The sequence below is a fragment of the Brucella tritici genome, from assembly GCF_008932295.1.
Classification (GTDB): domain Bacteria; phylum Pseudomonadota; class Alphaproteobacteria; order Rhizobiales; family Rhizobiaceae; genus Brucella; species Brucella tritici.
This window is the reverse complement of the sequence record NZ_WBWA01000008.1, coordinates 124,727-136,643: the sequence shown is the minus strand read 5'-3', so window position 1 is coordinate 136,643 and position 11,917 is coordinate 124,727. Positions and strand designations below refer to the sequence as shown.

Below are 11,917 nucleotides of genomic sequence, written 5' to 3'. Positions count from 1 at the left end.
ATGAAGCCCCGCCATGAGGCGGGGCCTGGTGTCGATCATTCAGCGGGTTGAACGAATCCGGAGGTGTTTTCGCGGCGTTCCTTGCCTGGAACCAGGACGGCCCAGATGAACATGAAGGCCGAAATCACCACCACGACGCCGGAGCCGAGGCGTATCCAGTAGAACAGCGCCAACTGGTCCTGCACGACCATGAAGCTCTCACCCAGAACACGTTGCAGATGGGTCTGGACAACACCTGCGAATGTGAGCGCAAAGGTCATCACGGACATGGCCGTGCACATGGCCCAGAAGCTCACCATGGAGAGCATCTGGTTATACGGCGCCCGTCCACGCAGTTCGGGGATCGCATAGGCCATGACTGCGAGATTGAGCATGACATAGGCGCCGAAGAAGGCGAGGTGCCCGTGGGCGGCGGTAAGCTGCGTGCCGTGGGTGTAGTAGTTGACCGACGACAGCGTGTGCAGGAAGCCCCATACGCCCGCCCCGAAAAAGGCCATGACCGAACAACCGATGGACCAGAGAAGAGCCGCACGGTTTGGATGTTTGCGACCGGCTTTCCATGTCATCACGAAGGTAAAGATCACCATGGTGAAGAACGGAGCGACTTCCAGTGTCGAGAACAGCGAACCGATCCACTGCCAGTAGCCCGGTGCGCCGATCCAGTAATAATGGTGACCTGTTCCGAGAATGCCGGAAAACAGCGCCAGACCGACGATGACATAGAGCCACTTTTCGACGACTTCGCGGTCGATGCCGTTCAGCTTTATCATCAGGAAGGCGAGGATCGACGCCATGATGAGTTCCCACACACCTTCAACCCACAGATGGATGACGTACCACCAGTAAAGCTTGTCGAGCGCGAGATTGATCGGATTATAGAAGGCGAACAGGAAGAACAGGGCAAGGCCCCACAGGCCGAACAGAAGAATGTTGGTCACCGTGGTCTTGCGGCCCTTGAGCGCCGTCAGCGTGATGTTGAACAGGAAGATCAGGCAGACGACAACGATGCCGACCTTGATGATGAATGGCTGTTCGAGAAATTCACGCCCCTCGTGAATATGGAACAGATAGCCGACAACGGCGACACCGGCCGCCACGAAGAACAGCCAGAACTGGATGACGGCGAGTTTGGTGCTGTAAAGCTCGGTTTCGGTCTCTTCCGGCAGCAGATAATAAGTCGAACCCATGAAGCCCATCAGCAGCCAGACGACCAGCGCATTGGTGTGGATCATGCGAACGATGTTGAAGGGCAACAGCTCAGAGAGCGTATTGGGCAGAACATAGATCGTACCGGCGAGAACGCCGAATGCGACCTGCGCGATGAACAGCACGAGCGCTCCATAAAAATAGAGCATCGCGACCTTTTGGCTTTCATATTTCATATTGTGTAACTCCGTTCATCCCGCGCTCAGCCTGCCTCGTTGGGCGGCCAGTCCTGCGTCTTGATGCGGCTGGTCCATTCAAGGAAATCAGCCAGATCGTTGAGTTCCTGTTCGCTCAGGTTGAACTGGGGCATCTGGCGACGCCCTTCGATCCCGGTAGGTTGTGCCTGCATCCATGCTTTCATCGTCTCGCGTGCGCCTTCGGGGTCTTCTTCGCCGCCCCAGCGCTTCCAGACATTGCCAAGCTCGGGCGCAAAATAGGCACCCTCGCCAAGCAGCGTGTGGCAGTTGATGCAGGAGTTTTTCTCCCAGATGTGCTTGCCGCGGGCGACCGAGGCCGTCAGCGTGGATTCATCCGTGGAAGTTGTTTTCATGTAGTAGTGACTGTGCGCCGTCAGCCCCACGAAGATCGCGAAAAAGAAAATAGACCCGCCATAGAAGACGTTTCGTGCGCCGGTCTTGGTTAGGCGTTCTGCCATCCCTTCGTCCTTTCATCTGCCGGGGGACAAGGCCCCGGCAACAAATCCCCCCGTCGATAATGCGGCTGGTCGATCCCCTCGCCAGCATCACGGGACAGGACTGTTCTATCGGTCGGGGGAAAGCCTTCTTTGCGATTTGGCAAACACCAACACGGTTGTTCAAAGGAGAACGCGAACAACGATGGAACGTGTCAGGGCAAGCGCCAGCAGAAGGGCAGGCCAGGCCAGCAAAGCCGGCTTCAATGTGCCGCTGGTTCCGCGCATTTCCATAAAATCGAGGATGACGAACCAGCCTTTTGCAAAAGCGAGAATCAACACGATGATTATGGCTGCGAACATTCCGGCGCTGGTGCTTGCGATGAATGCACCGCTTAGAGCGAGGAGAATCAGAATGATGAATGTGTGGATCAGGGAAGAGTGATTGCGATCGGACACTGCGGGCCTCAAGCGAGATAAAGAACAGGGAACATCACCAGCCATACAAGGTCGATGGCGTGCCAGAGTGTCGTAATCAGCAGAATATTCGAGCGTGTCGGTCGCCATGCGACGAGAGCAAGCACGACAGAGCCGAACGCCACATGCATCAGGTGAAAACCTGTCAGGAGAAAATAAAGCTCGAAGAACGAGCCTGCGCTTTCATCGCTCGCAAACTGGATTTCATGCGAATATTCGATGAGCTTGATCACAACAAACACGAGGCCGAAAAAGGCAGCATATAAAAGCGGTCGGCGAGCCTGATTTATATCGTTGCGCCTGCGCACGGCTATTGCTGCCTGCCAGCCGCTCATCAGCAGCACGACGGTGTTGGTTGCAGCGAGACCGGGGCTCAGATGCGCACGCAATTGCGCGACGCCTTCTACATTGACGATCGACATCACCATGAACGCGATCAGCAGGATCGCGAAGGCAACGAGTTCGCTCCAAACGAGAATCCAGAGCAGAAGATCGTCTTCCGCGCGATCCCCTGAATTCATTGCAGCTATGGACAAATCTTCGGTTCCAGACATGGCACATGCCTAGCGCCCGCAGTTCGGGCCTTCTTTGCGTTTTGGCAAAGAAGAAATGCGTCGGGCGCGACATTGTATCCCCGCCAAAGCAAAGGAAATTTCAATGACGGATGCACAGATCGGACTCATGGTCGCGACACCGGCGATCATCGGCTTTTCGCTGGTTCTCTACCGTATGGGAGCGTTGCAGGGCGCGGGCACGCTATCCGCAGTTGCTGCATCCATCGTGATTGCAGCCGTTCTTTTCTTGGGTCAGTAGGTTGGGAAAAGAGCGATGGACACGCCGCCAGTCTTGCATGCCACTGATATCAGCCGCCTTGAGGCCCACCATCACGACCTGCTGGAACTATGCCTGCAGTTGGAAGAAATCGCCGATGACCTCGAAACCGGCGCTTCAATGCAGGAGTATCGGCGAATCGCCATGCTCATTCCCCGCCTTGTGGGTGAAACCCATGCGCTGGAAGAAGAGGTTCTTTTCCCCGATTTCAGCCGACAGGCTCATTCCCATTTTGCCACCGCCATCATCGAACGATTGAAGGCCGAACATCGTTGTGACCGGCTGGCCGCCGAGGAGTTGTCGCAGACATTGATGGCTATTGCAGAAGGTCGTTGCAGCCTCGCTCGTGACACGATCTCATACATGGTGCGCGGCTTTATGGAGAGCGTGCGTCGTCATATTCTGTCGGAAAAGCTGATGATAGAGGCATTGCTGGCAGCGAAATCCGAAGAACGGGAAGTTTTCGGATAGCGCAAAGACGCTATCCGAATCTCTTTGGAAGAAAACCGGATTATCCAGTTGTTTTTATTGTATTTTGATTGTCTTGTGCAGAGCGTTTTCCGCCTGGAAATTCCGGCTTTTTACTGAGTTTATTGCTCGCCGTCGGCAAGTCGCCTCACACCCGACATATTGAGAACGGTCAGTTTCTGGCGACCGCCGCGAACAAACCCCTGCGCTTCCCAGCCGGTGAGAATGCGTGACACTGTATGCAGCGTCGTTCCGGTCATTTCGGCAATATCCTGTTTCGTGATCGGAAAATCGATCCGGATGCCGTCATCTTCTTTCCGTCCGGCCTGACGCGCAAGGCGCAGCACCGTGTGCGCGACACGCCGTTCCACTTCTTCCGTCGACATTTCACGGATACGCGTATGGGCTTCTTCCAGCCTTTTGCCGATTGTCTGGATGGCATTCATTGCCAGACCGGGATTCTGCTCGACAAAATAGTCCCAAAGCTCAGTCGGCCAGGCCAACACGATGCTTTCTGCGACGGCGATCGCTGTTCCGGGGTAGTCGCTTCTTTGCAGGGCTTTGGCAAATCCGAAAAGATCACCTGGATGCACCATGCGGACAATGATCTGCTGCCCGTCCGGCGTCACCTGATTGACCTTCAATCGCCCATGCAGGAGAAGGTAGAATAGAACGGCTTCATCGCCCTGTTCGAAAATCGCCTCTCCCGGAGGAACACGCTTTGTAGTTGCATACGAAACGAGTTTGTCGAGTTCGCCATCACTCATTTTGGCGAACAAGGACAGTTTCCTGACAAGTCCGCGATCTATCATGGACATTGCGTTTCTCACACTCCAAAATCCTGCATCTACTTTAGCACAGCAAAGCAGGCTTGGAATTGTTTTCGGGGCCGGGGATCGGGCATTCACAGTTAATCCCTCATGCGCCGATGTTCTGGATGCGCTTCCACGCCACAACATACCAGCGGTTGTCGCGAACCAGCCGGAAACCGAGATTGTCGGGCGGAACGCCGACGCTGCATCCTCCGGTTTTCGGGTTGCGAATGAACGAACTCATGGCCGCACGGTGCTTGCCATTGACGACGTAAACGCCGCACGAAGGTGTTTCTGCAATCTGTTTGCCATAGGCATCGATATTGACGCGACGATGGCAGGTCTGGGTCCATTCCCACACGTTGCCAGCGATATCGGCCACGCCCAATTCGTTGACCCCGAACGCACCTGCCGGACGCCTGGCAGGGTTTCTGTCCTGCTTGCGGGCGCTTTGTTTTTCATAATCTCTCAGCCAACGCAGCGCGGGATTGGCAGCAGAATCGTCATCGACGCCAAGGGCGTCGTCAGGAAAGCGTGAGCCTGCGGCGAATGCCCACTGTTCGTCTGTTGGCAGATGCCAGATTTCGCCGGTTTTGCGTGAAAGCCAGTCGGCATAGGCCTGCGCATCATCATAGCTGACGCCGACGATGGGGCCATCGGCTGCGGATGCATCATGATTGTGCGGCAAGGTCTCGGCAGGCTGACAGTCGCCATCGGCGACGCAGTGCGCGTATTCGGTCGTACTGACCTGATACTTCATGATCTCGAATGCCCGTTGCAGCTTGCGGGTCATCAACGGGGCATCGACGGGATAATTGTTCTTCTGAAAGTCGCCATCCGCCCGATAAGTCATAGTGCGCGGCGCGATAACAATCATCTCGGGACCGACAGGTGATGCGCCCGATATTGCGTGGTCCGAACGCCCGACGGCGTCAACGACAAACAACCCCGCGACGACTGCCAGCACGACCGCCGGAACGGCTACGGCAAGCTCACGCAGGCGCTTTTTTCCTCTGCCTTCGTTCATCGGATATCAAGGGACCGCAGCCATATGGGAGGCAAATGGATGCAGCCCCGAGCCTTTCTTCGTAAAGCACGATTCAGGGAAGGTTTGCCGAAGGCACCCTGGGAGTTGAGGCGCCTTCAAACATTTGCTTTACGTGCCGGATGGCGCGAGAACCGATGTCATCAGATCGTCGTTCCATTCACCCGTGACCTTGAAATGAGCCGCAGCGCCGAGTTCAAAGGCCTCGATCAGATTATGATTCACATAGGCATAGATGCCGGGCTGCTGGAACGTATAGAAAGCTGCTCCGGCCGCACCGCCCGGAATGAACCAGGTTTCCTGATCAACATCCGGCGGCGTGTTGAACTTGCCGGTTGACCAGACATAATCCCCGTGCCCTCCGATCAGATGCGGTCTCGTATCGCGGTTGGCCTGCGAATGGACGATCAGGACTTTCTCGCCGACCGCTGCCGTCATGGCCTTGTCGCCGGTCAGTGCTCCAACAGCGCCGTTGAACACGACATGGGTTGGGGTGAGGGTGCGCATGACCTTGACCGTGTCTTCATAAGCGTCACCGGGCGCATCATATTTCTTGAACTTCCCGTCCTCGTCACGCGGCACATAGAAATCCTGTTCGCCGACATAATAAATTTTGTCATAGGTCAGGGCTTTTCCCTTGCCGTCATGCAATCCCTCGCGCGGCAGCACCATAATGGCACCATTCATGCCCGATACCACGTGCCATGGAACCATTCCGGGAGGTGCGCAGTGGTAGACGAAGACGCCGGGCTTGGTCGCCTTGAAGCGCAGGATGGTCTTCTCACCCGGATTGATTTCGGTCAGCCCGCCGCCGCCCAATGCACCTGTTGCCGCGTGGAAATCGATATTGTGCATCAGCGTGTTGGTTTCAGGGTTGATGAGGGTCAGTTCGACATAATCGTCTTGATGCACGACCATGAGCGGTCCCGGAACGGTGCCGTTGAATGCCATGGCGTGAACTTCGGTTCCCGCATCATCAATGACGATCTTCTTTTCCTCGATCACCATGGTGAATTCGACCACTTTTGGTCCGCCTTCTGCAACCTGACTGTGGGCATGCACGAAGGGAGGGTCCACCAACTCCACTTTCTGGCGCGGAAGTGCCGCTATTTCTGCCGCACTTGCCTTCCTCACTGCGCCTTGTCCCCAGGCGGATGTGGTTGCCAGAACCGGCGCAAGCGCCCCGGCGAGGGCGGCTCCTGCCAATATGCTGCGGCGGCTGATTTGCATCTGGTCGACCATCGATACTCTCCTTTACGATAGGACCGAGCATTTCCTGCTCTGTCATGCCGACTATAGAAAGAGACACTTTGGTGGTCCTTGACTGCGATCAAGGTGGCGCAGAAAGTTGAGTAATAATTATTATTTGATATCAATCACTTAATGTATTTAATTGATGTATGTTTCTCTTTGTTTGCGCTGGAGCAAAGGGGTTTGGCCAAAAGAGAAACCAGCGAACAGATTGGCACTGTTCGCTGGTTTCCCTGATGCGGATATGTACGGGAGATCAATCTCCAAACCGAGCCTGCACCTCAGGCATCGCCATCTCCGGAATCCACTCCGGTTCATAGGTCAGTTCGACATTCACAGCATGAACACCTTCAACAGATTCGGCGCTCGCACGAACGGCATCGGTCAGATAACCGGCAGCCGGGCAACCGGGTGTTGTCGTCGTCATGCAGATATCGACATTTCCACCTTCACGAATGTCGATACTGTAGATCATGCCAAGGTCAACGAGATTGAACCCAAGTTCGGGGTCGAGCACCAGACGCAGACTTTGGATGATCTGCGTCTCCATCCGGGCATGTGTTTCGTGTTGCATGACGACTACCTCGCGTCTCCGACGCGGATCATGATACGATAGGCAGCACCGGTCTCATCGAAGTTGCCGACCCATTCATGACCGCGGTTTTCCAATTCGGGAAAGAGGAACAACGGCTCGCGGTGCAGCAATGCGAACAGGACCGTACCCGCAGGCATATCTTCCACTTCGGCAAGAATGCGCACCATCGGTTCCGGTGGCTGCATGTCCGAACAATCAAGATAGCGCGATGGTTCAGGCCAGACATCCGGCGATACGACATTGTCCGAGAACCGCAGTTCCGGCGTGGCATCCATCACCGGACTGAACAGGACTTGCCAGTCACCATTATCCAGAGGCTCTGCCTTTGCAGAAAAGCCTTTTCGCTCCATGACACTGAAAAGCGGCGCCGGTTTGAACGGGGCGATCAGCAGGAGGCTTTGTCCCGGCGAAAGACCATCGACTGCTTCCATGATGGCATTGAAGGGTTCCACGCCGCCCTTGATCAGCGGGCGTACGTCCAGCACATGGTGCGTGATGTCCTGAACTGAGAGTGTCATTTCGATCTCCTGAGAATTGGTTCACCGGCATAGATGAGATGCGGCAGGGTTGCCCCTTTTGGCAGGCGTAGGCCGTTCGGTACATCAAGAAGCCGCCGGGCGCGAAAGAAGTGCACGATCAATGCAAGGATCGCCATGAGATTCAGCATAATGGCCAAACGAAATACGGTTGGATATTCGGCAATCAAAGCCAGCGTCGTGACTGCAACGCCAGTATAATAAAGAGCGAACCACTGTCGTGCGCGGCGTTCGCTGACCATATCCTGCACACGTGGTGTCGGTGCACGCCCCATGACGGGGCCATAACATTCGAGCCAGGTCAGAAACGGTACGATCTTGTAGAGCTGGGCAAGGCTGAGGCCGGTCAGCCAACCGAAGGTAAACAGATAGACAAGGGCTGCAATCATCGCATCGGTGGCGCCCGTCCAGAAGAGGGCAATTGCCAGAAGAATTGAAAGCCCAAGCGCGATGAAGGCTGGAATGCTGGCGGCGCTGTTCAATTCTATCGTCTTGCGTTTACGCTGCCGGTAGATCGTCTGGATATCGACGATATAGAGCGCGATGCAGGCGATGCCGGGAATGAGGGCCGCTGTCACGGCTATCTCGATTGACCCCATTTCCAAGGCGACAACGACGATTCCGATTGCGAGGATGGTCAGGGCAGCAGCGCCTTCCCACCAGATAATTCTGGTTGTCTGCCGCGCAGCATCGGGGGACAGCATGAACATTGTCAGCAATCTGTAGCTCACGCCCATAGCCGTGAAAGTCATCCAGCCGCCAAGGCCAAGTGCGGCGTGAACCGGCAATGCCGCACCGGCAATATCGAGCAGAACGGCTTGCTCCGTGAAGCCGGACAGCACGAAGGTGAAAATACTGCCAAGCAGTGCTGTTATCAGAAGACAACAGATGCCTGCCGCAACAAACCGTGCGGGCAGGGTGATCGGGCGAGCAAGCCAGAGCGTCATGCCCAATATTGCGAAAATGATGGAAAATCCGCAGGTCAACAGGATGCCGGAGACCGGGAGCAGCCATGCCGGATTTTCCGTCATCCCGGCCATGCCTGCAAAGCCAACGAGCAGACCGGAAAGTCCTGCTACCAGCAGAAGCAAGGCGGGGAGGCTTGCCCGGCTTCCCCACAGGGATCTGTTGACCAGAACCGGCACGAATTGCAGAAGTGCGCCACTCATGAGTAGTGCAAGCCATCCTATACAGATGGCGTGCACGATTATAAGTGTTTCAGCCGCGCGAATGCCGTGACCGGGATAGCCGAAACCGCCCGCCATCAAGGCAAGTCCAAAGACGAGGAAAGCCAGCGAAGCGGCAAAGTAGGAGAGGGTCCAACGGGAAAGCGTCGCGCCGATCATCTCAGTTCGTCCCGGACGTTGTGCCTATAAGACTTCAGTGATTGCCGCAGGTACACTCATGGTCAGCGCCATGATGGCCTTTCCGGCGACCGATCTCGACCCGCCATAACGGACCAGTTTCCTTGTAGACCCACGAGAATGCGCCCGGATTACGGGTTTCAAGCTGGTGGCGCAGCGGTACGGGATCGTGATCGTTGACGATTTCCAGCGCTTCGCCGGGTTCAAGCGAATCGATCATCGAGAAGATCGTCGCATGCCGCGAAATCGGCGGTATGGTGCGGACATCGATTACGGGGGATAGTGAGACAGGTTCTGCCGACATCATATTGTTCCGTGGCTGTCAGGCTTCGAAGCATGATGATGACAGCCGCATCATCATTCGAGCCATTCTAGAGTGACAGGCGCAAACCGGATTTGTTGTATCTCAAAGAAGATCGGAAATTTCTGGCAGATATTCATTCAATCGACGAAGCGGGGGCGGCATCTTCTGCTGACCAGCCCCGCGCTTCATTGTCGAAACAACATTACTGGTTGATTTCGGGCTCAACGAGCTTCTTCAATTTCTCCAGGGATTCCTGCCAGCCGAGATAGCAGGCTTCAGCGGGAATGATATCAGGCACACCTTGCTGTTCGATGTTGATTTCCGTTCCGACCGAAACGGCTTTCAGGGTTATCGTGACTTTCATTTCGCCGGGCAGGTTCGGGTCGTCGAAACTGTCCGTATAGACCAGCCGTTCCCCCGGAACGAGTTCGACATATGTGCCGCCGAAAGAATGGCTGTGGCCGGTCGTGAAATTACGGAACGACATTTTGTGTTTGCCGCCGACCTTTGCGTCCAGCTCGTGGACGGTGCAGGTGAAGCCATATGGCGGTAGCCAGCTGGCTACGGCATCCGGCTCGATAAATGCGCGATAAACCTTCTCCGGCTTGGTGGCGAAGACACGGTGCAGGCGAATAGTGCTGGGCATGGTTTCCTCCCTTTGTCGGTTTTCAGTTCAGTGGGTGTTGGCAGGCTTTTTGAAAAGCAGGCTTATATATCGCTTGAGATGGTCGACGCTTTCGACCGCATGCAGCGGGTCGCCGCTTGCCTTGGCGATGATAAAAGCGCCCTGAATGACCGCCTGCGTATGAAGAGCAAGGCTTTCAGCGGTGAAATCACCTGCAACCGCATAGCGCTCCATCGCGGCCGCGATATCCGGGACAAGCGTGTCCGCATGGCTTGAAATGCTGTCCCAGCAGGCATTCCGGATCACGGAATTGGTTTCATAGACTTCCTGCGTCATGGTGCCGACGAGACAGGTGAAGTCAGGCAGTTCGCCTTGAACGAGCTGCTTCCGCAACTCGACATAGGCCAGCACGCGCTCAAGCGGGTCTTCAGGAGCATGATAGGCGGCATCGGCAAAGAGCGCGCCTGTCGTTTCCGACCAGTAGTTCGCGGCGGCAACCGCGAGGTCTTCCTTGCTGGAAAAATGATGAAAGAAAGCGCCCTTTGACAGGGATGCCTTCGTGCAGATGTCATCGACCGTCGTTGCGGTGTAACCCTTGGTGCGAATAACGCTCAACGCTGCATCAAGCAGGTTGGAACGGGTCTGCGGGTTCTGTTTGCGTGCCATGATCTTGCTCCTGATTAAAACAATACCAACCGGTTGGTATGAAATCAAGCAACTAATTGGAGTTTGCTAGTTGCCGTAAGGCGCGGCTTTCGGAACGCGCGATGTGGATGATTCTGAAAATTGCTTCGATTCCGGGGGGCTGGCCGGGTTTGTGGATAAGTTTGATGTCATTGAAAAAGCCCGGAAATCGGGCGTTCGACAGCAAAATCGAAAATTCTTATTCTTTCTTCGTGACCCTTGCTTGACACTTGTTCGAGAACCCCTTAAACGACCGCTCACACCGGACGGAAACGCCGGTGCGACGCAGCCGCAAGGTTGCCGAGAAATGCGCGGGTGTAGCTCAGTTGGTTAGAGTGCCGGCCTGTCACGCCGGAGGTCGCGGGTTCGAGCCCCGTCACTCGCGCCACTTTCCTCTCAACAAATCAATAGATTGAACGTTGACACGAAAGTGGCGCCTACCGCCATTTTTACTTTTTCTCAAGCCAGAATTGCTGATCGTGAAAGGGCATTGAAATGCCCTGTGAATGATTTTTACAATATTCCAATTCTTCTCCAAACACGCGCTTGACACTTGTTCGAGAACCCCTTAAACGACCGCTCACACCGGACGGAAACGCCGGTGCGACGCAGCCGCAAGGTTGCCGAGAAATGCGCGGGTGTAGCTCAGTTGGTTAGAGTGCCGGCCTGTCACGCCGGAGGTCGCGGGTTCGAGCCCCGTCACTCGCGCCACTTTCCTTTCAACAAATCGATAGATTGAACGTTGACACGAAAGTGGCGCCCACCGCCTGTTTTACGGTGCCGTCTTCTCTTCAAAAAACTTCATGGGAATTGCCGGGGCGCAGCCGCTTCGCCGAACCGTATGTCTGCTATTTGGAAAATTGCTTCCAGGACAGATAGGCGACCGACAGAATGATCGCTGCAATGACGAGAAGATCGCCGCTGGCGAGCAGGTAATGGCTCATGCGTGACCTCCTTGTGATGCTTCGGCCGACATATGTTTCATGATAGCCGGGGCGAATGCGATCTGAAGGCATGGCTTCGCAAAGCTTTCAGCATTTGGAACGTTTCCATTCCAACTTTACCCGTAAATGAGAACGGAATTTTCA

15 protein-coding genes and 2 tRNA genes are annotated in these 11,917 nt (G+C 55.4%); 4 read left to right on the top strand and 13 right to left on the bottom strand.

Annotation, left to right across the window (positions count from 1 at the left end; translation table 11 throughout):
* Positions 1-35 precede the first annotated feature (35 nt).
* The 4 genes from F9K91_RS11025 to F9K91_RS11010 all read right to left on the bottom strand — a co-directional run bounded on the left by F9K91_RS11025 (position 36) and on the right by F9K91_RS11010 (position 2,868).
* Positions 36-1,382, bottom strand: coding sequence for a nitric-oxide reductase large subunit (locus F9K91_RS11025; RefSeq protein WP_010660606.1), 1,347 nt, complete (start codon positions 1,380-1,382; stop codon positions 36-38).
* Between the two features lie 26 nt (positions 1,383-1,408).
* Positions 1,409-1,861 carry a c-type cytochrome gene (locus F9K91_RS11020; RefSeq protein ID WP_006466562.1) on the bottom strand — a complete coding sequence of 151 codons (453 nt, stop codon included), beginning with the start codon at positions 1,859-1,861 and terminating at the stop codon, positions 1,409-1,411.
* Between the two features lie 159 nt (positions 1,862-2,020).
* Entirely contained in the window at positions 2,021-2,341 is a 321-nt protein-coding gene (locus F9K91_RS11015; protein WP_192799204.1) for a cytochrome C oxidase subunit IV family protein, read from the bottom strand.
* Complete coding sequence (locus F9K91_RS11010) at positions 2,305-2,868, bottom strand: cytochrome c oxidase subunit 3 family protein (RefSeq protein ID WP_151554689.1); 564 nt, start codon at positions 2,866-2,868, stop codon at positions 2,305-2,307. Before F9K91_RS11010 ends, F9K91_RS11015 begins: the two co-directional genes overlap by 37 nt.
* Before the next feature lie 103 nt (positions 2,869-2,971).
* Here F9K91_RS11010 and F9K91_RS25990 point away from each other — a divergent pair, with 103 nt between their 5' ends.
* Positions 2,972-3,127 carry a hypothetical protein gene (locus F9K91_RS25990; protein WP_010660610.1) on the top strand — a complete coding sequence of 52 codons (156 nt, stop codon included), beginning with the start codon at positions 2,972-2,974 and terminating at the stop codon, positions 3,125-3,127.
* A gap of 15 nt (positions 3,128-3,142) precedes the next feature.
* A complete protein-coding gene (locus F9K91_RS11005; RefSeq protein WP_151554688.1) occupies positions 3,143-3,616 on the top strand; it encodes a hemerythrin domain-containing protein in 474 nt (157 codons plus the stop codon).
* 119 nt (positions 3,617-3,735) lie between these two features.
* Here the strand turns inward: F9K91_RS11005 and F9K91_RS11000 are convergent, their stop codons facing one another.
* The 9 genes from F9K91_RS11000 to F9K91_RS10960 all read right to left on the bottom strand — a co-directional run bounded on the left by F9K91_RS11000 (position 3,736) and on the right by F9K91_RS10960 (position 10,811).
* Positions 3,736-4,431 (bottom strand): Crp/Fnr family transcriptional regulator, encoded by a 696-nt coding sequence (locus F9K91_RS11000; RefSeq protein WP_151554687.1) that lies wholly within the window; start codon positions 4,429-4,431, stop codon positions 3,736-3,738.
* Positions 4,432-4,531: 100 nt separating this feature from the next.
* Positions 4,532-5,452, bottom strand: coding sequence for an SUMF1/EgtB/PvdO family nonheme iron enzyme (locus tag F9K91_RS10995; RefSeq protein WP_151554686.1), 921 nt, complete (start codon positions 5,450-5,452; stop codon positions 4,532-4,534).
* 129 nt (positions 5,453-5,581) lie between these two features.
* On the bottom strand, positions 5,582-6,712 hold the full coding sequence (gene nirK, locus F9K91_RS10990) for a copper-containing nitrite reductase (RefSeq protein ID WP_151554685.1): 1,131 nt from the start codon (positions 6,710-6,712) through the stop codon (positions 5,582-5,584).
* Positions 6,713-6,977: 265 nt separating this feature from the next.
* Positions 6,978-7,295 carry a metal-sulfur cluster assembly factor gene (locus F9K91_RS10985; RefSeq protein WP_151554684.1) on the bottom strand — a complete coding sequence of 106 codons (318 nt, stop codon included), beginning with the start codon at positions 7,293-7,295 and terminating at the stop codon, positions 6,978-6,980.
* A gap of 5 nt (positions 7,296-7,300) precedes the next feature.
* The gene (locus F9K91_RS10980) at positions 7,301-7,834 is read right to left on the bottom strand and encodes a DUF2249 domain-containing protein (RefSeq protein ID WP_151554683.1); all 534 of its coding nucleotides are present in this window, start codon (positions 7,832-7,834) and stop codon (positions 7,301-7,303) included.
* Positions 7,831-9,198, bottom strand: a complete 1,368-nt coding sequence (locus tag F9K91_RS10975; RefSeq protein ID WP_151554682.1) for a hypothetical protein — start codon at positions 9,196-9,198, stop codon at positions 7,831-7,833. Before F9K91_RS10975 ends, F9K91_RS10980 begins: the two co-directional genes overlap by 4 nt.
* Positions 9,199-9,232: 34 nt before the next feature.
* Positions 9,233-9,520 carry a DUF2249 domain-containing protein gene (locus F9K91_RS10970; RefSeq protein ID WP_151554681.1) on the bottom strand — a complete coding sequence of 96 codons (288 nt, stop codon included), beginning with the start codon at positions 9,518-9,520 and terminating at the stop codon, positions 9,233-9,235.
* A 202-nt stretch (positions 9,521-9,722) separates the two neighbouring features.
* A complete protein-coding gene (locus F9K91_RS10965) occupies positions 9,723-10,166 on the bottom strand; it encodes an SRPBCC family protein (RefSeq protein ID WP_151554680.1) in 444 nt (147 codons plus the stop codon).
* Positions 10,167-10,193: 27 nt separating this feature from the next.
* Positions 10,194-10,811 carry a TetR/AcrR family transcriptional regulator gene (locus F9K91_RS10960; RefSeq protein WP_151554679.1) on the bottom strand — a complete coding sequence of 206 codons (618 nt, stop codon included), beginning with the start codon at positions 10,809-10,811 and terminating at the stop codon, positions 10,194-10,196.
* A gap of 329 nt (positions 10,812-11,140) precedes the next feature.
* Here F9K91_RS10960 and F9K91_RS10955 point away from each other — a divergent pair.
* Both F9K91_RS10955 and F9K91_RS10950 read left to right on the top strand, forming a co-directional pair.
* Positions 11,141-11,217, top strand: a tRNA-Asp gene (locus F9K91_RS10955).
* Between the two features lie 246 nt (positions 11,218-11,463).
* Positions 11,464-11,540: transfer RNA gene (locus tag F9K91_RS10950), tRNA-Asp, on the top strand.
* Positions 11,541-11,917 lie beyond the last annotated feature (377 nt).

Coding starts and splice junctions, on each gene's coding strand:
- F9K91_RS11010 (WP_151554689.1), bottom strand. CDS start 2,868: ATGTCTGGAACCGAAGATTTGTCCATAGCTGCAATGAATTCAGGGGAT.
- F9K91_RS10975 (WP_151554682.1), bottom strand. CDS start 9,198: ATGATCGGCGCGACGCTTTCCCGTTGGACCCTCTCCTACTTTGCCGCT.
- F9K91_RS11005 (WP_151554688.1), top strand. CDS start 3,143: ATGGACACGCCGCCAGTCTTGCATGCCACTGATATCAGCCGCCTTGAG.
- F9K91_RS10970 (WP_151554681.1), bottom strand. CDS start 9,520: ATGTCGGCAGAACCTGTCTCACTATCCCCCGTAATCGATGTCCGCACC.
- F9K91_RS11025 (WP_010660606.1), bottom strand. CDS start 1,382: ATGAAATATGAAAGCCAAAAGGTCGCGATGCTCTATTTTTATGGAGCG.
- F9K91_RS11015 (WP_192799204.1), bottom strand. CDS start 2,341: ATGGCTGGTGATGTTCCCTGTTCTTTATCTCGCTTGAGGCCCGCAGTG.
- F9K91_RS10995 (WP_151554686.1), bottom strand. CDS start 5,452: ATGAACGAAGGCAGAGGAAAAAAGCGCCTGCGTGAGCTTGCCGTAGCC.
- F9K91_RS10980 (WP_151554683.1), bottom strand. CDS start 7,834: ATGACACTCTCAGTTCAGGACATCACGCACCATGTGCTGGACGTACGC.
- F9K91_RS10985 (WP_151554684.1), bottom strand. CDS start 7,295: ATGCAACACGAAACACATGCCCGGATGGAGACGCAGATCATCCAAAGT.
- nirK (WP_151554685.1), bottom strand. CDS start 6,712: ATGGTCGACCAGATGCAAATCAGCCGCCGCAGCATATTGGCAGGAGCC.
- F9K91_RS10960 (WP_151554679.1), bottom strand. CDS start 10,811: ATGGCACGCAAACAGAACCCGCAGACCCGTTCCAACCTGCTTGATGCA.
- F9K91_RS10965 (WP_151554680.1), bottom strand. CDS start 10,166: ATGCCCAGCACTATTCGCCTGCACCGTGTCTTCGCCACCAAGCCGGAG.
- F9K91_RS11000 (WP_151554687.1), bottom strand. CDS start 4,431: ATGTCCATGATAGATCGCGGACTTGTCAGGAAACTGTCCTTGTTCGCC.
- F9K91_RS25990 (WP_010660610.1), top strand. CDS start 2,972: ATGACGGATGCACAGATCGGACTCATGGTCGCGACACCGGCGATCATC.
- F9K91_RS11020 (WP_006466562.1), bottom strand. CDS start 1,861: ATGGCAGAACGCCTAACCAAGACCGGCGCACGAAACGTCTTCTATGGC.